The 17,186-nt window shown below is 41.4% G+C and carries 17 protein-coding genes and 1 riboswitch; of the genes, 11 read left to right on the top strand and 6 right to left on the bottom strand.

Going from position 1 to position 17,186, the window contains the following annotated elements; genetic code table 11:
• Positions 1 to 5: 5 nt before the first annotated feature.
• On the bottom strand, positions 6 to 1,847 hold the full coding sequence (locus G4Y78_RS17475) for a TonB-dependent receptor domain-containing protein (RefSeq protein ID WP_163834244.1): 1,842 nt from the start codon (positions 1,845 to 1,847) through the stop codon (positions 6 to 8).
• 142 nt (positions 1,848 to 1,989) lie between these two features.
• Positions 1,990 to 2,184, bottom strand: a riboswitch (cobalamin riboswitch).
• Positions 2,185 to 2,321: 137 nt separating this feature from the next.
• On the opposite strand from G4Y78_RS17475, the gene G4Y78_RS17470 reads away from it, so the two are divergent.
• Complete coding sequence (locus G4Y78_RS17470) at positions 2,322 to 3,197, top strand: cation diffusion facilitator family transporter (RefSeq protein ID WP_163834243.1); 876 nt, start codon at positions 2,322 to 2,324, stop codon at positions 3,195 to 3,197.
• Here G4Y78_RS17470 and G4Y78_RS17465 read toward each other — a convergent pair whose 3' ends face one another.
• Together G4Y78_RS17465 and G4Y78_RS17460 are read right to left on the bottom strand one after the other, a co-directional pair.
• Positions 3,198 to 3,554 carry a PilZ domain-containing protein gene (locus tag G4Y78_RS17465; protein ID WP_163834242.1) on the bottom strand — a complete coding sequence of 119 codons (357 nt, stop codon included), beginning with the start codon at positions 3,552 to 3,554 and terminating at the stop codon, positions 3,198 to 3,200. It abuts the gene before it with no gap.
• A 74-nt stretch (positions 3,555 to 3,628) separates the two neighbouring features.
• Positions 3,629 to 4,657, bottom strand: coding sequence for an AraC family transcriptional regulator (locus G4Y78_RS17460; protein WP_163834241.1), 1,029 nt, complete (start codon positions 4,655 to 4,657; stop codon positions 3,629 to 3,631).
• Between the two features lie 305 nt (positions 4,658 to 4,962).
• On the opposite strand from G4Y78_RS17460, the gene G4Y78_RS17455 reads away from it, so the two are divergent.
• The 9 genes from G4Y78_RS17455 to G4Y78_RS17415 all read left to right on the top strand — a co-directional run bounded on the left by G4Y78_RS17455 (position 4,963) and on the right by G4Y78_RS17415 (position 13,012).
• Positions 4,963 to 6,675, top strand: a complete 1,713-nt coding sequence (locus G4Y78_RS17455; RefSeq protein WP_163834240.1) for an FAD-binding oxidoreductase — start codon at positions 4,963 to 4,965, stop codon at positions 6,673 to 6,675.
• Positions 6,650 to 8,269 (top strand): glycerol-3-phosphate dehydrogenase/oxidase, encoded by a 1,620-nt coding sequence (locus G4Y78_RS17450; protein WP_163834239.1) that lies wholly within the window; start codon positions 6,650 to 6,652, stop codon positions 8,267 to 8,269. Before G4Y78_RS17455 ends, G4Y78_RS17450 begins: the two co-directional genes overlap by 26 nt.
• Positions 8,270 to 8,282: 13 nt before the next feature.
• Positions 8,283 to 9,857 (top strand): FGGY-family carbohydrate kinase, encoded by a 1,575-nt coding sequence (locus G4Y78_RS17445; RefSeq protein WP_329604972.1) that lies wholly within the window; start codon positions 8,283 to 8,285, stop codon positions 9,855 to 9,857.
• Between the two features lie 292 nt (positions 9,858 to 10,149).
• Complete coding sequence (locus tag G4Y78_RS17440; protein ID WP_163834238.1) at positions 10,150 to 10,824, top strand: phytanoyl-CoA dioxygenase family protein; 675 nt, start codon at positions 10,150 to 10,152, stop codon at positions 10,822 to 10,824.
• 119 nt (positions 10,825 to 10,943) lie between these two features.
• Positions 10,944 to 11,312, top strand: a complete 369-nt coding sequence (locus G4Y78_RS17435; protein ID WP_163834237.1) for a VOC family protein — start codon at positions 10,944 to 10,946, stop codon at positions 11,310 to 11,312.
• A gap of 127 nt (positions 11,313 to 11,439) precedes the next feature.
• On the top strand, positions 11,440 to 11,793 hold the full coding sequence (locus G4Y78_RS17430) for a tRNA-binding protein (RefSeq protein WP_163834236.1): 354 nt from the start codon (positions 11,440 to 11,442) through the stop codon (positions 11,791 to 11,793).
• Positions 11,794 to 11,857: 64 nt separating this feature from the next.
• On the top strand, positions 11,858 to 12,277 hold the full coding sequence (locus G4Y78_RS17425) for a VOC family protein (protein ID WP_163834235.1): 420 nt from the start codon (positions 11,858 to 11,860) through the stop codon (positions 12,275 to 12,277).
• 65 nt (positions 12,278 to 12,342) lie between these two features.
• Positions 12,343 to 12,822 (top strand): nuclear transport factor 2 family protein, encoded by a 480-nt coding sequence (locus G4Y78_RS17420; RefSeq protein ID WP_230425608.1) that lies wholly within the window; start codon positions 12,343 to 12,345, stop codon positions 12,820 to 12,822.
• A gap of 34 nt (positions 12,823 to 12,856) precedes the next feature.
• Positions 12,857 to 13,012: a hypothetical protein gene (locus G4Y78_RS17415; RefSeq protein WP_163834234.1), complete on the top strand. Its 156-nt coding sequence runs from the start codon at positions 12,857 to 12,859 to the stop codon at positions 13,010 to 13,012.
• A 191-nt stretch (positions 13,013 to 13,203) separates the two neighbouring features.
• Here G4Y78_RS17415 and G4Y78_RS17410 read toward each other — a convergent pair whose 3' ends face one another.
• From G4Y78_RS17410 to G4Y78_RS17400, 3 genes are all read right to left on the bottom strand, one after another.
• Positions 13,204 to 14,001, bottom strand: coding sequence for a TatD family hydrolase (locus G4Y78_RS17410; RefSeq protein ID WP_163834233.1), 798 nt, complete (start codon positions 13,999 to 14,001; stop codon positions 13,204 to 13,206).
• A gap of 37 nt (positions 14,002 to 14,038) precedes the next feature.
• The gene (locus G4Y78_RS17405) at positions 14,039 to 15,250 is read right to left on the bottom strand and encodes an EAL and HDOD domain-containing protein (RefSeq protein WP_163834232.1); all 1,212 of its coding nucleotides are present in this window, start codon (positions 15,248 to 15,250) and stop codon (positions 14,039 to 14,041) included.
• Positions 15,251 to 15,377: 127 nt separating this feature from the next.
• Positions 15,378 to 16,010, bottom strand: coding sequence for a class I SAM-dependent methyltransferase (locus G4Y78_RS17400; protein ID WP_163834231.1), 633 nt, complete (start codon positions 16,008 to 16,010; stop codon positions 15,378 to 15,380).
• A gap of 297 nt (positions 16,011 to 16,307) precedes the next feature.
• Here G4Y78_RS17400 and G4Y78_RS17395 point away from each other — a divergent pair, with 297 nt between their 5' ends.
• Positions 16,308 to 17,078, top strand: coding sequence for a TSUP family transporter (locus tag G4Y78_RS17395; RefSeq protein ID WP_163834230.1), 771 nt, complete (start codon positions 16,308 to 16,310; stop codon positions 17,076 to 17,078).
• Positions 17,079 to 17,186: the final 108 nt, after the last annotated feature.

The following is a 17,186-nucleotide window of genomic DNA, read 5'->3' as shown; positions in this document are numbered from 1 at the left end:
AGTGGTTAGTTAGGTCTATAAATCAAGGATACTAACGTATTGATTCCATCTTCTTCAAAGTCTTTATTGGTTTCATAATCTTTGTCAAAGATATTATTGATTTTCCATTGCAGGGTAATATCATCCGTTAACTTATAGGATTGTAATAAGTTCACAGTACCAAAACCAGGTAGGTCTTCACGGCCACTGACATTATGCCGTTTACCTTGTAAAAACCACTCGACACCTAACGTATAGCGATTCCAGGTTTTATTAAGACTCATATTGACTAATTGTTTGCTGCGGGCGCGTAGGGTGGTGTCAGTGTCTTCATCCCTGGGATCAATTAAGGTTAAACTGGTTGTATAGTTCCAGCCTAATAGCTCAGTGACCAACTCAGCTTCAAACCCTTGGATTTCTGCTCGTCTGATGTTTTGTCTTTGAATAATATTGCTATTGGGAATATTTTTATTATCAATGAGATCTTCAATTTGGGTTTCAAATAAGCTGATTCGCCATGAGCTGCTATCGGAAAAGCCTTTTAATGCTAACTCATAGTGTTTTGCTTCTTCTGGGTTAAGGTTAGGATTGCTTCTATAAATTGTAGGCCCAGGAGTATCAGGAAGATAAAGGTCATTAAAAGTGGGGGAAGCAAAAGACTCTCCATAACTGGCAATGACTTGTAAATCGTCATTAAACCAGTAGCCGTAAGAAAACTGCTTGCTTAAGTGATGGCCAAATTGCTCGTTATTTTCATAGCGTAAGCCAAGGATAATATCGTGATTACCGTAGGTTATTTGGTCTTGAATAAAATAGGCGTGATTATACCGAGAGCGTTTTGTTAGACTAGTACTACCTACAATATGGTCATCAATGTACTCATAACCTGTTGTTAATAAATGGTGTTCATTAAGCTTCCAGTTAAGATGAGCAACACGAGAATAACTTTTAATATCTAATTGTGAGGGAGAGCTGTTATCTTCATTTAAAAAGTCGGAAAAATCTTTTGATTGACTAACCCCTAGTTTTAGATCTAAGGAATCATTAAATTGATGGGTAAGCTCGGTGCCAATAGTTTGTATGGTAAACTCAGTAAACTGGTTATTCTGACCACCGAAGTCAAGCTCAGTTTCTCCTTTATTCTGAAACAAGTAGGCTGAGAGTGAGGTTTTTTCTGAAAAATTATGTTTTAAGTAGGCATTAATACTGTTATTCCGATAACCATCATTCTCTTTTAGAGAGTCGTCTGTTCTTCTATTAAACCCTTCTGTATTGTGATAACCCAGTTTTAAACTATAAAAAGTATCTTCAATTTTACCGCTAATGCCGCCAGCATATTTTTCAGTTTTATGGGAGCCTCGGGTGATATTTAACTCAGGGGCTAAGGTTTTGTCCGTATCCTTGCGGGTAATAATATTAATCACTGCGCCCATGGCGGCTGCACCATAAATAGCGGCTTTAGGACCACGAACAATTTCTACTCGTTCTACTAAGTCCAAGTCAATTAAGCTGATTTGTGGTGTACCGGATGAGGGCTGGTTAATGCGAATACCGTCAATTAACACTAAGGTATGTTTGGTTGCAGTACCGCGACTGAAAATACTGGTATTGGAGCCAATACCCCCTGTCTGTCGTATATCCAACCCAGGTACCCGTTTAAGTAATTCCGGTAAATCTTGTGCTTGGCTTTTTTCGATTGCTTCACGGGTAAATAAAGTAATAGGCGCTAGGCTGTTCGCTAATGTTGTGGGGGTAAGGGTAGGGGTGACTATAATTTCATCAAGTACTACAGGTTCTTCAGTGGCGGCAACAGTATTTCCGGCAATTAGTAAACTAATAAGCAATGGCTTAGGGGTAAAGTTTGGCATTTTTAAACTCAAAACCTTATGGTGTAACAACTTAGTTATTGGTTTTGAGAGGGATCAGGAAGTAAACAACTTATTTAACCAACTACAAGTTGTTTATTCCCCTGGTGGAGCCCTCCGCATGACCAGGTTTTAATAGGTTTAATCTATTGTCTATTTGTTGGCCGGTATCGGGCTTATAGTAATTTGTCTTTTAACAGGGGCATAAATGCGTATTAATAAGACAAATCACTACTTACCGTTGCGGGGGCAGCGCTGGCTTTTCACCAATCTTCCCGTTTAACCCAATTACTCCATCTACTACTTAGAGTCACTAGGCACCAACAAACCGGTGACTGTATGTGGGTGAGTTGGTTGAGTCAAATTAATCAAATTCAAGTGAGTGTTGAAAAAAATTCATATTAAAAGCTGGCACATCAACTGGTTAATGCAGGATAATCAATAATATCAGCTAACCTATTGATTTTATTGAAACTAATGGAAATTCAAAATACAAATGACAATACGTTTTGGTTGCGTTTCGCTAGCGCTGCTTCAGTGCTTACTGCAGCAGTGCTTATTCTGGTTAAAGCCATTGCTTGGTTTTTTACGGGGTCGGTCAGTTTACTGGCATCATTGGTTGATTCTGTGTTGGATGGACTGGCTTCGGTTATAAACTGGATAGCTATTCGTTATTCACTAAAACCGGCGGATAAAGAGCACCAATTTGGCCATGGCAAAGCAGAATCCTTAGCAGGGTTGGTTCAGGCGGCTTTTATTTTAGTATCAGGTGTTTTTTTGGTGATTAATGCCATTGACCACCTGAAGCGACAATTTGTTATTGAGTCTGAATGGCTGGGGGTGGGGGTAATCGTATTTTCTATTTTGGCCACTTTGGGATTACTTACCATTCAACATACGGCTATTAAAAAAACGGGCTCAATAGCCATAAAGGCAGACTCATTACATTATCGGGTAGACTTGCTCAGTAATACGGCAGTATTAGTGGCATTAATGTTAGCTGCTTGGGGGTGGCCACAGGCGGATGCCCTGATAGCGATAGGGATTGCTGGTTACATGGTTTATGGGGCGCGAGATATTTTAACTGAGGCTGTTAATTTATTAATGGACCATGAGTTGCCAGATACAACCCGTCAGCAGATTATCAAAATAATACTACAGGTGAAAGGTGTGAAGGGAGTTCATCAATTGAGAACTCGTCGCTCGGGGATGACGCCAATCATTCAGTTACACTTGGAATTAGATAAATCTTTGACATTGGAGGCTGCTCATCAAATTTCTGACAAGGTAGACGAGGCAATTCTTGATCAGTTTCCTGATGCAGATATTATTATTCACCAGGATCCAGTTTAATTAAATCGAACCTTCTGCAAACCGAGTTAAAAACTCCCGATAAGTGATATTTAATTTAATAAATTGTAAGCCAATATAGCAATCAAGCTCCTTGGAAAAACTATGTCTGACTTTGGTATCTGCATATATCGTGAAATAGTGTTCGAAGTAATCTATTACAATCATAATGGGAACTTTTTCACCCACTTTAATGAGCACCGGTGTTTCAAGTAAAACCCCTTGTGCAGAAATATTAAGGGTGACGGCAGGAATTGCATTTTTATATTTTTTGTATTTAACCGCGGCTTGCCATTTTATTTTCCTTCGTGTGCCGGATCGTTGCCCATAAAATGTTTGATGTTTAGCGCGATTACCCATGACTAAAAACAGTACTGCGATGGCTTGGTTTGTTTACCCAGTATAGTCATAGATGAGAGTATTAAAGCAGTTTCTTAGCTTTCTATTTTTTCTCCTATCGAGCCTCTGTATTCATTTGGGGAGAGCCCTGTCCATTGTTTAAAGCGGCGTCGAAACGAGCGAACATCATGAAAGCCTATCGCATGGGCTGTTTGCTCAATGGTTGATTGGGTGTTGGTTAGGATCTGCTTGGCAGTGGCTAACCGTACCTGATCGAGCAGCGCTTGGTAATGGGTGTTTTGCTGTTGTAACCGCCGTTGTAGAGTTCGTGCTGAAATACCTAACAGAGCCGCTACTTCAGCAGGCTTTGGTATATTCGGCATCATTTGTTGGATATTAGCCGACACTTGTTGGCTAATATCCTGGTTGTTAAGTTGAGTAATTAACTGATTGGCGTGTTGCTCTAAGGTGTGCAGTAATCCGGGGTCAGCTTGGCGTAATGGTACCTTTAAGTGCTCATGGGATATCCACACAGCATTTTGCGAAGCCTGAAAAATAATCGGGCATTGAAAAATTTGCTGATACTCAGCTTGGGATGACAAATTGGGAGCTGACCGTGTTAGCTCAATTTTTTGTGGACTTTCCTTTTTATCAGTAATCCAGCGCCCATAATTCACCCAAGAAGCCAAACAGTGATCGACCATATGCTGATGGACTAACGGATCGGTAAACTGACATTGCCAGCTTAAAATCACTCCTTTCCCATTTGATTGTAATTGAGAACGCCCCATATCCCCGACCAGTGCTTCATAACGTTGGATACGATCTACTGCTTCGGCCAGTGTTGCGCAGTTCATGGCAATATAACCCAGCACATGATAGGAGCCAGGCTGAACAAATTGAGCTGCATGTAAGCCAAATAATGGGTCGCTACTCATTTCAATAAACTGACTCAGCAGCTTTTCCATGGCTGCTAACGATACCCTTGTACCAGTGGATGATAATTGACTGGCACTAATACCGGCTTGATTAGCGAGTAGCTGAACAGGCAAACCGTAATGCTCTGCCAGCTTAACAAACTGACTTAAGGCGGCGGTTGATGTTGATCCGGTAGTAGTGGTCATAAGCAGGTGTCTGGCATGTCAGGATTAGCCCCTTAAATCGGCGTTAATGGTCAGTGACGAAGGCAATACAAACGTTAGTATAAGTTAGGAACACTTAAGAATTAACTTGAATTTTTTATCACCAATCCATCCCATCTGGCCGTGTTACAAAAGCTTGACGTAGGCCCACTATGCCGACACTTTTGCGCCTTGCCAACGGGTGCCTTAGGCTAAAAACTTTTCAAGTTAACTCTCAAGTGCTCCTAATGGGGCTGTTGTTGTTTCCAAAGAGTAAATGACAACAAAAATAATAAAGGAGCAGGTTTATGACCAAACGCCGCTGGAATAGTTGGGGCTGGGAATCGGTAAATTACCCCTTACCAGACCAAGCCATTCACTTTTTAACACACCAATTGGGAGGAGCAAACCCGTTACCTGTTAGCCCCTTAGCAGAGGTGCTCGAAACTGTGCCAGAGTCGCGTTTAGCTGAACATCCCTTGGTTGATTGCTCCACTGATGTGCGGGTTAACCATAGTCGCGGCCAAAGTTTAGCTGATTGGTTGGCATTAAAATCTGGGCAGCTGGGGGCAGTGCCAGATGGCGTGGCGATGCCTACCACCAGTGATCAAGTAGCAGAACTGCTCCAATGGGCAAAGCAACACCACTATAAAATAATTCCTTATGGTGGGGGGACTTCCGTCGCGGGGCATATTACCCCTCAACCTTCAGACCAGCCAATTATTACGTTAAGCCTCGCCCGACTCAATCAGCTAATCCATTTTGATAAAGATAGCCAACTTGCAACAATCGGCGCTGGTGCCACTGGCCCACAGTTAGAGTCACAACTGCAAAGCCAAGGCTATACCTTAGGGCATTTTCCTCAATCGTTTGAATTTTCTACTTTAGGTGGCTGGATTGCGACTCGCTCCAGTGGTCAGCAGTCACTCTATTATGGGCGTATTGAACAGTTATTTGCCGGAGGACGGTTGGAAACGTTAGATGGTTCGCTGACGATTCCTGCATTTCCAGCTTCTGCTGCAGGCCCTGATTTGAGGGAGTGGGTGCTTGGCTCAGAAGGTCGATTGGGGGTGATTACTGAAGCCATTATGCGGGTATCTCCTTGTCCATCTTATGAGTCGTTTCGGGTGGTGGTGTTACCCAGTTGGAAGCAGGCATTAGTTCTGGTTAAGCAACTGGTGCAATTGCGATTGGGGCTGTCCATGTTGCGGTTAAGTGATGGTGTAGAAACCGATACCCATCTGCAGCTGGCTGGTCATCCTCGCTTGATTAATGCGCTGCGTTGGTTTTTGCAGAAGCGTGGCTGCCAGCAAGGGATGTGTATGTTAACAGTGGGTTTTACTGGCCAGCAAAAAAGTCACTACCAACACAAAATCAAGCTATTTAAACAGTTGGTTAGGCAACATCAAGGGGTAGGAACAGGGAAATGGTTAGGACAAAAATGGGCGGCTGGGCGGTTTCGTTTGCCTTATTTAAGGGAAGCCCTATGGCAACGGGGCTTTTTAGTGGACACGGTTGAGACTGCTATTGCCTGGTCGCAAATTAATTTGCTCAAGGAACAATTGGAACAAGCAATAGCAAATGCTTTAGTTGATGAAGGCGAAAAAATCTGGGTATTTACCCATATTTCTCACTGTTACCCACAAGGGGCCAGCTTATACACCACCTTTTTATTTCGTCAGGCAGACAATTATTCAGTGACCTATGCTCGCTGGCAAAAACTAAAAAAAGCTGCTTGTGAAGCCATTGTGAAAGTGGGTGGCACCATTAGTCACCACCATGGGGTGGGTAAAGATCATGCCCCTTATTTAAATGCTGAAAAAGGCGAGTTGGGTATTCAGCGAATAAAAGACTGGTTAAAGGGTTTTGATCCCCATCAGCAACTTAATCCAGGTACATTGCTAACAGATACATTAATACCGAATACTAAGAAAAAAGAAGACTTAAGTCGTCTGCTATCAGAAGAACAATTTAATCACCAACCGGGTTTACATCATGAAGCTTGTGAGCAACTGGCCTGAAGCAAAACAATATACCCGGCAACAGCGGTGGCGTCAGTTGCAGCACCATCAACCAATTGATGTGGTGGTGATTGGCGGTGGAATTACTGGTGCGGCTATTTTTCGAGAGCTAGCCCGTTATGGTGTGAAAGTCGCGTTATTTGAGCAAGGGGATTTTGCATCAGGGACTTCAAGCCGCTCCTCAAAGTTAATTCATGGTGGTTTACGGTATTTAGGAAAAGGGCAGCTTTCGCTAGCCATTCAGTCTATTCGAGCCAGGCAATGGCTTAAACAACAGTTGCCAGGTTTTGTTAAGCCATTGCACTTTATGGTTCCCCATTACCAGGGGAATTTCCCAGGTCAGCACAGTTTTGATTTATTAATCAAAATATACGATAGGCTAGCAAGAGAGTCACATTCTGGTTCACTTTGTACTCACCAAGTGTTGGCCAGACAACCGTTGTTAAATTGGCAAGGCTTGCAAGGGGGCTCTATTTTTACTGACTGCATCAGTGATGATGCACGACTGGTAATGCGTTTAATTACGGAGGCCGAAGCGGATGGTGGAATTGCTTTAAACTATGCCAAAGTAGAGGCTATTCAACAGAGTAATCGTGGCGTTACGTTAGCAGTACGAAATCAAATCACTCATCAATGTACTTCGTTGGCGGTAAAAACTGTAGCGAATGCCGTAGGCGTTTGGATTAATGGCGATGACTATCAACAACCATCACTTTATCAAATTAGGCCCTTGAGAGGGAGTCATTTGTTAATTCCCGGCTGGCGTTTGCCTATGAGTGGTGCCATTAGTTTTTTTCATCCAGAAGACCGGCGGCCTATTTTTATTTTACCTTGGCAGGGTGCTACAGTAATTGGTACGACAGATGTTGACCATAATTCTCCGTTAGCCGCTGATATTTCAATTACCCCTAATGAGATCGACTATTTATTAGCTGCCTGTAACCAAGTATTACCCAATTTGCAGCTAACCCGTGATGATGTTCAGGCCAGTTGGTCAGGGGTCCGGCCGGTATTGGCTGGTAAGGAAAAACAAGCACCTTCGGCCTTAAGTCGGGAGCATGTGATTTGGCGTCAAGGAGCGATAGTTAATATCACAGGGGGCAAGCTGACGACATTTAAACTAATTGCAGAACAGACGTTGGCTTTATTAAAAGAAGTTATCTCGTTACCTACTTCACTTATTAATTCACAGTGGTTTCGTCAGATAAATAGACAGCCCTTGTTGCCTTTCACTCAACTGTCTTTTACTGAACAACAACGTTTATACGGCACTTATGGTGCTTGGTTAAGCTTATGGAGGTTGCAAAATAAACAGTCATTACAAGTATTTGCTCCCTCACCAACACTATATGCTGAGCTTGAATGGATTTTACAGCAGGAACAGGTGGTGCATTTAGATGATTTATTATTGCGAAGAACTCGGATAGGGTTATTATGCCCATTAGGGGGACGTCAGTGGTTTTCAGAATTAAAACCATTATGCTGTCAATGGCTAGGCTGGAATGAAGTTAAATGGCAGGCTGAAGCCGATCGTTACCTGACAATTTGGCAACAGGCCTATAGTCTTCCAGAATTATTGACGAAAGCAGCTTGAAATATAAAAAAGCATCTGGGGTGGGAGATTAGTTATTAGTGAAGATCCATTAATTCTGGCCATTGATAATGGTACCCAAAGTGTGCGTGCTTTGGTGTTTAACCTGGCTGGACAGTTGCAGTATAAAACTAAAATACCCTTACAGCCGTATTTTTCTCCCAAGCCTGGTTGGGCGGAGCAACAGCCGGAATATTATTGGCAATCTGTTGTCGCAGCATGTCAGCAATTATGGCAACTGGATTCAAGCATTAAACCCCGCTTGGCAGGAGTAACTGTTACCACACAGCGTGGCACTGTCATTGCCATGAATAAACAGGGGCGTCCATTACGACCAGCTATTTTATGGTTGGATCAACGGCGATCTGAATTACGTGGCAAGGTACCTCAGCCCTGGCGAACGTTATTTAGTGTTTTGGGTTTAAACTCTACAGTTGATTATTTCCGTTCAAAAGCTCAGGCAAATTGGTTTGCTCAATACGAGCCTGAGTTGTGGGCACAAACCGATAAATTTTTATTACTATCAGGCTATTTAAATTATCAGCTCACGGGTGAATGGGTAGACTCCATTGGCTCGATGGTGGGCTATTTGCCCTTTGACTATAAAAGACTGGCCTGGGCGAAACCCAATGACTGGAAATGGATGTGCAGTGGAGTAACGTCAGAACAGTTACCACGACTAGTGATGCCTACCGCTACCATGGGGCAAATTACTCAACAAGCCGCAGAGCAAACGGGTATTCCTGTTGGATTACCGGTAATTGCTTCTGCCTCAGATAAAGCCTGTGAGGTATTAGGCTCGGGTGGTATAACTCCGGATATTGGTTGTTTAAGTTATGGCACTACCGCCACTATTAATACGACAAATGCCAAGTATATTGAGCCTATACGGTTTATTCCTCCTTACCCTGCAGCAGTCCCCAATGCTTATAATACTGAAGTGATGATTTATCGTGGCTACTGGATGGTCAGTTGGTTTAAAGAACAGTTTGGTTTAAAAGAACAACAATTAGCGGAAGTCCAAGGCACCGAACCAGAAACGTTATTTGATGAGTTAGTCGAATCAGTGCCTGCTGGTTCTATGGGGTTAATGCTGCAACCTTATTGGTCACCTGGGTTAAAAGAGCCTGCAGCTAAAGGCGCTATTTTAGGTTTTGGTGATGTGCATACTCGTGCCCATATGTATCGAGCTATTTTGGAAGGGCTTACTTACGCCTTAAGAGAAGGCAAAGAAACCATCGAACGTCGGGCTAAAACCCCTATTACGCAATTACGAGTGTCTGGCGGTGGTGCTCAAAGCCATGCCGCCATGCAAATCACCGCCGATATATTCAATATGCCCGCTGTTCGCCCCCACACCTTTGAAACCTCCGGCTTAGGCGCCGCTATTAGTGCAGCGGTTGGGTTAAAGCTCTATGCTGACACGGAATCTGCCGTACAACAAATGGTGCATACTGGCGATGTATTTGATCCAATAAAGGAAAATGCTGACCGGTATAATGCCCTGTATAATGAAATCTACTTAAAAATGTACCGACAGCTTAAGCCTTTTTACCAAACCATCAGAAAAATCACCGGCTATCCAGAGTAGGCCCTAACGCTGTATACATTTTCTGATCAGAATCGTTTCACTTCCTTTATAGCAGCATTTCTATGACCGTACTCCTAGTTAGGGGTGATGCTGTTCTTCACTTTTAGTGAGAATTTGTTAACAATGTCTGTTAAGTATGTAATCAGAAGCACTCAGCAAGCTGGGTGCTTTAGTGTTGTATATTTTCTAAAAAATATTGGCTACCCAAAGTGTGTAGTTACTAATATTGGGTGTGCTCAAGGGCGGTAGCGTATTGTGTTGTGTTGGTTTGTATGTTTTATGAGCAAGAATAGTGCGAAAATTTAGTTTTGAAGAAAACGGATTTGAGATCCATCCTGGCTTTCTAGACAATGATTCAATCAATAAAATCATTGATGAAATTGAAGCTTTAGATTCTGATTTTCCAAAGCATGGAATTCGAAATGCAGAGAAAAAGTTAGTCTCTGTTAAAAAACTTGTTGATTCAAACTTACTTCGAAACAAAGCTGAAAGCTACTTATCAGGCAAACCGGAAGTGGTTCGAGTTATTGTATTTGATAAAACCCCCGATAAAAACTGGCTTGTCACTTGGCATCAGGATAAGACAATTTCAGTAAATGGTAAGAAAGCAATACCCGGTTGGGGGCCATGGACTTTAAAAGATGGCATTAATCATGTTCAGCCAGATTTAAAAGTTTTGGAAGATATGGTGACTTTCCGCATACATCTTGATGATGCAAGTGAAAACAATGGCTGCTTAAAGGTTATTCCCAAGAGCCATCGCTTGGGCATACTTAGTAAAAATGAACAAGATCGAGTAGTTAGAGAGTCAGAAGAGTTTATCTGTCTAGCTAAGTCTGGAGATTTATTAATAATGAGGCCTCTGATACTTCATTCTTCAAGTAAAGGTACAACACCGCATCATCGACGTATTGTTCATGTTGAGTACAGCAGTTTTAAATTACCACAGGGGTTAGCATGGGCTTAAATACCAAACCCTAGGTTAACCCACGTTTGATTACGCTTTCCAGTAAAGGACATAGTCCTGGTGGCGGTACTCTTTAATTTATCGTTTTAGCGACCTAATAGTTAAACAATGGAGAAAAGATGAGCGGGCCAGCTAAGTCAGGTGCATTGATATATGCAAATAATGTTGAAGCACTTACAGAATTTTATTTAAGTTCTTGTGGCATGGTGTTGACCTATCAAACACCAGAGATGAATATTCTAAATGCAAATGGTTTCCAGTTGATTATTCATAAATCTCCTGTTGAGTTAGCTATATCTTCTCCTCCAGAAGAGCGGCAGTTTGCAATTAAGCTTTTCTTTACCGTTCAAGATATTGAGCACTCAAAGAATAAAATTCGTGAAAAGGGTGGTTTTGTTAATACTGAAGTATGGCAAGGCCCTAATTTTTATGTAAGCAATGCTGTTGACTCTGAAGGAAATGTTTTTCACTTAAGATGGGCTAAGTGATAATAAGCAGTACATTATGGTTGTCCTAGCATGTGTTTAGATGTACTCCCCCTACCTGGCATCTTTATTTCACTTAAGTTCAAGTATTTATGGCATTATGCACCCAGAAAAAGTTAGAGATCTGTAGATGAAACAATCTCCAATAAAAGATGAAATCACGTTCGAGGATTTCGCGAAAATTGATATTCGGGTGGGCACCATTACTGAAGTGCTTGAGGTGGTAAAATCAGATAAATTAATGAAGTTAATTGTTGATTTTGGCGACCATACTCGCTCTATCTTGGCAGGGTTAAAACAGGAGCGCGAAAACCCTAAAGAAATTGAAGGCAAACAAGCACTTTTTGTTGTGAACTTACCTGAAAGAAAGATGGTTGGTGAAATCTCTCAAGGTATGCTTTTTGATATCGGCTATGAAGATAAATTACAACCGTGTTTGGCTTGCCCTGAATCTTCAATGCCAAATGGTACAAGGGCTGGGTAAAATAAGACACTGGTCTTATTTTACCCTTTAATCCAGCATTACACAGTCAAAAGCTGAGAGAAGAATGAAGCAGTCAATTGTGCATATTGCTTTGGTTGTTCGTGACTATGATGAAGCGTTAGATTTCTATGTCAGCAAACTTAAATTTGAACTAATTGAAGACATTTATCAACCTGAGCAAGATAAACGTTGGGTAGTTATATCTCCGCCTAGCTCAAATGGCACAACTTTACTCTTGGCTAAAGCATCAAAGCCAGAGCAATTTGATTTTATAGGTAATCAGTCGGGTGGCCGTGTTTTTCTATTTCTAAACACAGATGACTTTTGGCGTGATTATAATCGAATGGTGTCTATTGGTATAACGTTTGTAAGGCCACCAACAGAGCAAGAATATGGTTTAGTAGCGGTTTTCGAAGACCTTTACGGAAATCTGTGGGACTTATTACAACTGAATCCCAATCATCCAATGGCTGCGAGGACATAATTGGCGCAAAAAGTTTAGTGTGTGCTTTTTGCTTAACCAATTTAGTAAAACATAAGGAGTATGAAGTGATAAAAGAAGATGATTCAAGACCACCACTCCCACCATTTAACTTAGAAACAGCCACTCAAAAAGTGCGAATGGCAGAAAATGCCTGGAATAGCCGGGACCCTATAAAAGTATCTCAAGCCTATTCTAGCTCAAGTGCCTGGAGAAATAGGTCAGAGTTTATTTCTGGCCGTGATCAAATAGTTGCGTTTCTTACAAAGAAGTGGAATAAGGAGCTTGATTATAGATTAGTGAAAGAGCTTTGGGCATACAATGAAAACCGTATAGCTGTTAGGTTTGCATACGAATGGCATGATGATTCTGGAAATTGGTTTAGGTCGTATGGAAATGAGAATTGGCAATTTGATAAGTTTGGGCTTATGGCGCACCGAATTGCTAGTATCAATGATCTTCTAATATCAATTAATGAACGTAAATTTCATTGGCCCTTAGGTATGAGACCACTTGATCATCCAGGTTTAAGTGAAATGGGGCTGTAAATTTAAAGCTCGTGGATTCAATGTAGTAGTTTCAATGCTCACTCTTGAAGAGCAATCTGAACTCGATCTTCTTGATGAAAGTGCAGTTTGCGGGGAAAATAATATTTTATTTTTGAGTTATCCCCTCAAAGAGGAAATTTCAAATTCTGATATTGAAGTGGTTAAATTCATTGATACATTAGAGGCGTAACAGGAAAAGAAAATAGTCTTTCATTGGTGAGGTGGTGTTGTCCGTTCGTCGATGGTCCTGAGTCTTTTAGCTTCAATGATTGGTATTGCACCAAAAAAAGCCTTTGAACTCATCACAAAGTCCAGAGGCTGAATGCCCACCCAAAAAAAGTGGGTCATCAAGCTATCAAAATACTAGGGACTGTCGATCATTTAAAGCCGAAAAAATGCCTTAGCTGTATCTGTTGTTTCTTTAGCTACTTGCGCAATAGGCTTGTTTAATTGTTTTGCTATGGTTGTTACGACTTTCGGTAAGTAACAGGGCTCATTGCGGCGGTTAGCAGGTTTTTTTTCCAGACTGCGGGGTAATAAATAAGGGGCATCCGTTTCTACCATAAGACGGTTGCTGGGTATATCTTTTAGTAGCGGGTGTAAATGATAGCCTCGTCGTTCATCACAAACCCAGCCGGTAATACCAATATGGCAGTCTAAATCCAGGTAGCCATAAAGCGCTTGTTTTTCGCCAGTAAAGCAGTGGATGACGATATCTACTAAGTGATCACGAAACTCTTTTAAAATTGCTCGCTGTCGCTCAAAAGCATCTCGTTCATGGCAAAATATTGGGAGTTTAAGCTCTGCTGCCAGTTCCAGTTGCTGAATAAAGACTTGCTCCTGAATGGAGCGGGGTGAAAAATCCCGGTTAAAATCCAGCCCCATTTCACCTAGCGCTTTTACTTGAGGTTCACTCACTAGGGATTTCAGAGCACTGAAGTGGTTGGGTTGGCAGTCTTTGGCATAATGGGGGTGAATACCTGCTGTGCTGACACAATGTTCAGGCCATTGTTGGCTTAGCGATAGCGCTGTTTCTGATTCAGCTAAATCAGTGCCTGTTAATACCAGGGTAGTAACACCAGCATCAATAGCGCGCTTGATGACTGCCTCCCGGTCACTGTCAAAACGGCTGTTGGTTAAGTTAACACCAATATCAATTAAATGAAGCTGCTCACTCATAAGAACGGTTATTTACTCAGTGTAAATAGTGAGTAGCTTACAGATTTTGTAAGGCTTGTGCAGCCTTTAAACTGTTGCAATAGGCATCACGCATGGCATAGTCCGTGATGTTATGCTCTGATAGTTGGTTCCAATTGATTTTTTGCCAGGCACCTTGTTCATAAAGCATGGTGTTAACCAAAATAGTACCCATTAAGCCATTAAAGTTGATAATGGCTTCTTTGTAGCTTTCTGGAACGGGCATAGAGCCGATCAGTGCATCTAATGGCTGGTCCATAAAGGCATCCAGTGTAGAGAGTAAACCGACCAGGAAGGAGCCACCTGGATCAGTCCCTTTGGTGTTTTTAGCGAGTAATTGGCACATCATCGCTCTGACTAAGGCAGTAATAACCAGCTCATTAGGCTTATCCGTCAACTTACTCAGCATTAAGATGGTGACTAAATTGCGTACCTGAGTTAAACCAAGGATGGTGATGGCTTGGCGAATTGACTCAACATTTTTACTGCGATGATAAAAAGAAGAGTTGACCATTTTCAGTAGTTTATAGGCGATACTTGGGTCTTTATCAATAATGCCAGCTAGTTCATCAAAATCAATCTCAGGATTTTGCAGTTTTGCTACTAAATCCATTACCACCAGCTTGTTGGATTCCATTTTCTTGCCACTGAGTACTTCTGGTTTGCATAGAAAATAGCCTTGAAACAACTCGAAACCTAGTTGTTTGCAGTACTCAAACATCTGGTAGTTTTCCACTTTTTCGGCAAGCAACTTAACTTTATGTTGCTTAACTGTATTAAAAGTAGAGGCAATTTCTTCTTTGCTATGGTCAAGCACATCGATTTTAATAATATCGACAAATGGTATGGCTTTTGCTGTTTGCATGTCTAACTTGAAGTCATCCAGGGCAATCGTAAAACCTTGGTCTCTCAGTTTTTTAAGGCAAAACAGCAACTCCTTATCCAGTTTGACATCTTCTAAGACTTCTAAGACAAACCGGTCTGGATTAATCAGGGTTTTTTGCAAGAGTAAATTGCGGGTACAGTTGATATAAGCAGGGCTGTCTCCAACCAGCTCATCAAGATCGAATGCACTGAGTACATTGTCCAACAGTTCGGACGTAACCCTGTCACCATCTGCTGTTTGAAAAGCGTTAGGGTCATCTGATCGAAACAGTAGTTCATATCCCTGCAGTTTTTTACTGCTGTCTACAATTGGCTGTCTGGCCAGTAGTGCGGCAATTTCTGTCATGATAGGCTTTACTTAACAACTGCACATCTGCTTTTCAGTGTAGAACAGTTAGCCTGAATCGCTTACTTGCCGCTCAAAAATTCTTACTGTCAGTGGGTAGTTGTAAAAGCGAACCTGACACTTTCCTTTATTGATTGATTACTAGTAAATACTTTTCAGCAGGAGATGGCTTATTAATGCTATGAGTGACCACCTTGGCATGAAGTTTGTCTTGACAACGCTCACTGAGTTGCCAGAAAGGGCTACGACCAGGATCGGCAATGATGACTTGTTGCACACCTGCTCTTAGGGCTCGCCGCACTAAATTGTACAAGGTGTTTTCCATTGATTCCCAAAAGCAAATATCAGAACCTACTAGTGTATGTTGTCCTTTTAATTGTTTAGTGGTGATTTGTTCAAATCGGTGACGTTTAAATTTAACTTGCACCTCGTTTAAATTAGCGTGAAGAGCTAAGTAAGCAGCAACATGCTTATCTGCATCCACTGCGGTGACGCTGGCACGATACTGCTTGGCTAAAAATACACTGGTTATTCCCCAGCCGCAGCCTAATTCCATCACACTAGTTCGTTTCGGTAGGGGATGTTTTTTTAAATAGTTCATTAATACAAAGCCAGACTGCCAAACTCTATGCCCATAAATTTCAGGCTGATAACCTTGTGCTTTTAAATCTTTAATGTATTGATGGCTGCTTTTTAGTATTTTAACTCCGCAGCTGGTTATTACGTGTTTTTTTGCAGATGCTTTTTTGATTTTAGGCATAATGTAAACTGAATTTGTCTCCATTCATTCTGTTTGTATCATATGTTACCGATGGTTTCGGCATATTATTTTATTTGAGGGCTAACAAGCCCTAGTTAAATTCAGAGGTTAAATAAATCATTTTATTATCTGATGTCTATTTTAATACGCTGGCAGAAAAATTAAAGGGGTAAAAGTGTCATTTATTACTCATAGCCAATAAACATGCGTAATGGGTATATTACTGTTAGTTTATATTGGTATATTGAAGAAGTTGGTTAGTCATGTTATGAGAGCAACTTCTTTAAATGTACATCAATGAGGGCAGGCATAGTGTTTGATGCTTTTGGCTTAGAAGTATGGTTTATGCTATTTGCTGTTGCCAGTTTGGCTGGGTGTATAGATGTTATTGCTGGAGGAGGAGGACTACTTGTGTTGCCTACCTTATTAGCCACTGGTTTAAGCCCAGCGCAAGCATTAGCAACCAATAAATTACAAGCTAGTTTTGGTACAAGTACAGCGGTCATCCATTTTTCTCGTAAAGGACAAGTAACTATTAAGTCATTACTATTGGCTATTAGTTGTACTTTTATAGGATCTGCCATTGGAACTGTGGTTGTACAACTAATTGATAATGCGATCCTTACCCAACTCATCCCAATATTATTGATAGGCATTGCCCTTTATATGCTGATCAATCCCAACATCAATGCTAACCAAACGCAGCAAAAAATTGCAGAAAAAACCTTTGCGCTATTAATTGGGTTGGGAATAGGGTTTTATGATGGCTTTTTTGGACCGGGTACAGGGACTTTCTTTACCATTGCTTATATTACCTTAATGGGATACAGCCTGACCCTAGCGACTATTCACAGCAAAGTATTGAACTGGTCGAGCAATATCGCATCATTGTTATTTTTTATTTTAGGTGGTCAGGTGGTGTGGTCAGTTGGGCTGTTCATGGCTGTAGGTCAGGTGACAGGCGCCTATGTTGGCTCTCATTTAGTATTAAAACAAGGTAACAAATTAATCAGACCATTGTTAATTGCAGTTTGTGTGATAATGAGTGTGAAACTATTAATGGATTAATATATTGAAAGAATGGCTGTACTTATAAGGTCATATAATCAGTCAAATAACTAGTTTAATTAAGCTGTAGCTGTGTAACTGTGAGTAATGAAAGTTATCGTAACGGGA

Origin of the sequence: Spartinivicinus ruber (assembly GCF_011009015.1) — a bacterium.
GTDB lineage: Bacteria > Pseudomonadota > Gammaproteobacteria > Pseudomonadales > Zooshikellaceae > Spartinivicinus > Spartinivicinus ruber.
This window is presented reverse-complemented; position numbering and strand designations above follow the sequence as displayed.